We start from the raw sequence: 1,076 nt of genomic DNA on the forward strand, positions 1-1,076 counted from the left end.
CCTGCCCGCAGACGGTGTACACCGAAATCTTCCTGTGGATCGAGAAGAAAGTCGAGGGCGACCGCTCCATGCGCATGCGCCGCGATGGCCAGCCCCTGTCGCTGGACAAGGTTGGTCGCAAAAGCGCCAAACACCTGCTCTGGCTGATGCTGGCGCTGTGGACCGGCTTCACCTTTGTCGGCTACTTCACCCCGATCAAAGAACTGGGCGTCGAGTTCCTGCAAATGAGCATGAGCTCATGGGAAGTGTTCTGGACCTTCTTCTACGGTTTTGCCACCTACGGCAACGCCGGCTTCATGCGCGAGCAGGTGTGCAAGCACATGTGCCCGTATGCGCGCTTTCAAAGCGCCATGTTCGACAAGGACACCCTGATCGTCACCTATGACGAAGAGCGCGGCGAGCCGCGTGGTGCCCGCTCGCGCAAGGCCGATCCGGCCACTCTGAACCTGGGCGCCTGTGTCGACGACACCCTGTGCGTGCAGGTCTGTCCGACCGGCATCGACATCCGCAAGGGCCTGCAATACGAGTGCATTGGCTGCGGTGCCTGTGTGGATGCCTGCGACACGGTGATGGACAAGATGGGCTACGCGCGCGGCCTGATCAAGTACACCACGGAAAACGCCATGAAGCAGCACTGGACCCAGTCGCAGACCTTGCGCCATGTGCTGCGGCCGCGGGTGCTGGTGTACACGGCCATCCTGGCCTCCATCGTGCTGGCGATGGTGCTCAGTCTGTCACTGCGCACGCCGTTCAAGGTCAATGTGGTGCGCGACCGCGGTGTCATGGCGCGCATTGTGGCCGGCGGAAAAATAGAGAACGTGTACCGGCTGCAGGTGATGAACGCCACCGAAGCACCCCAGCATTACAAAATCACGGTGTCGGGCCTGCCCGGTCTGGCGCTGACCTCGGAGGACACGGTGCTGGTCGCTTCCACCGAGGCGCGTGTGGTGCCGGTGCGGGTGCAGGCCCCGTTCGAGGTGGCGCCACCGGGCTCGCACCCGATGCAGTTCGAGATTGAGGCGCTGGATTCGTCGGGTCGGCTGGTTGAAAAGTCGGTTTTTTTAGTTCCACGATAA

At 62.1% G+C, this 1,076-nt stretch carries 1 protein-coding gene; it reads left to right on the forward strand.

All coding sequences use genetic code 11. The features are described 5' to 3' along the window. Positions 1 to 1,076 (forward strand): cytochrome c oxidase accessory protein CcoG (ccoG, locus tag C5P05_RS02470; protein ID WP_114968305.1); only part of this gene is annotated, 1,076 nt, incomplete at its 5' end.

It is taken from the genome of Rhodoferax ferrireducens, from assembly GCF_003347515.1.
Taxonomy (GTDB): domain Bacteria; phylum Pseudomonadota; class Gammaproteobacteria; order Burkholderiales; family Burkholderiaceae_C; genus Rhodoferax.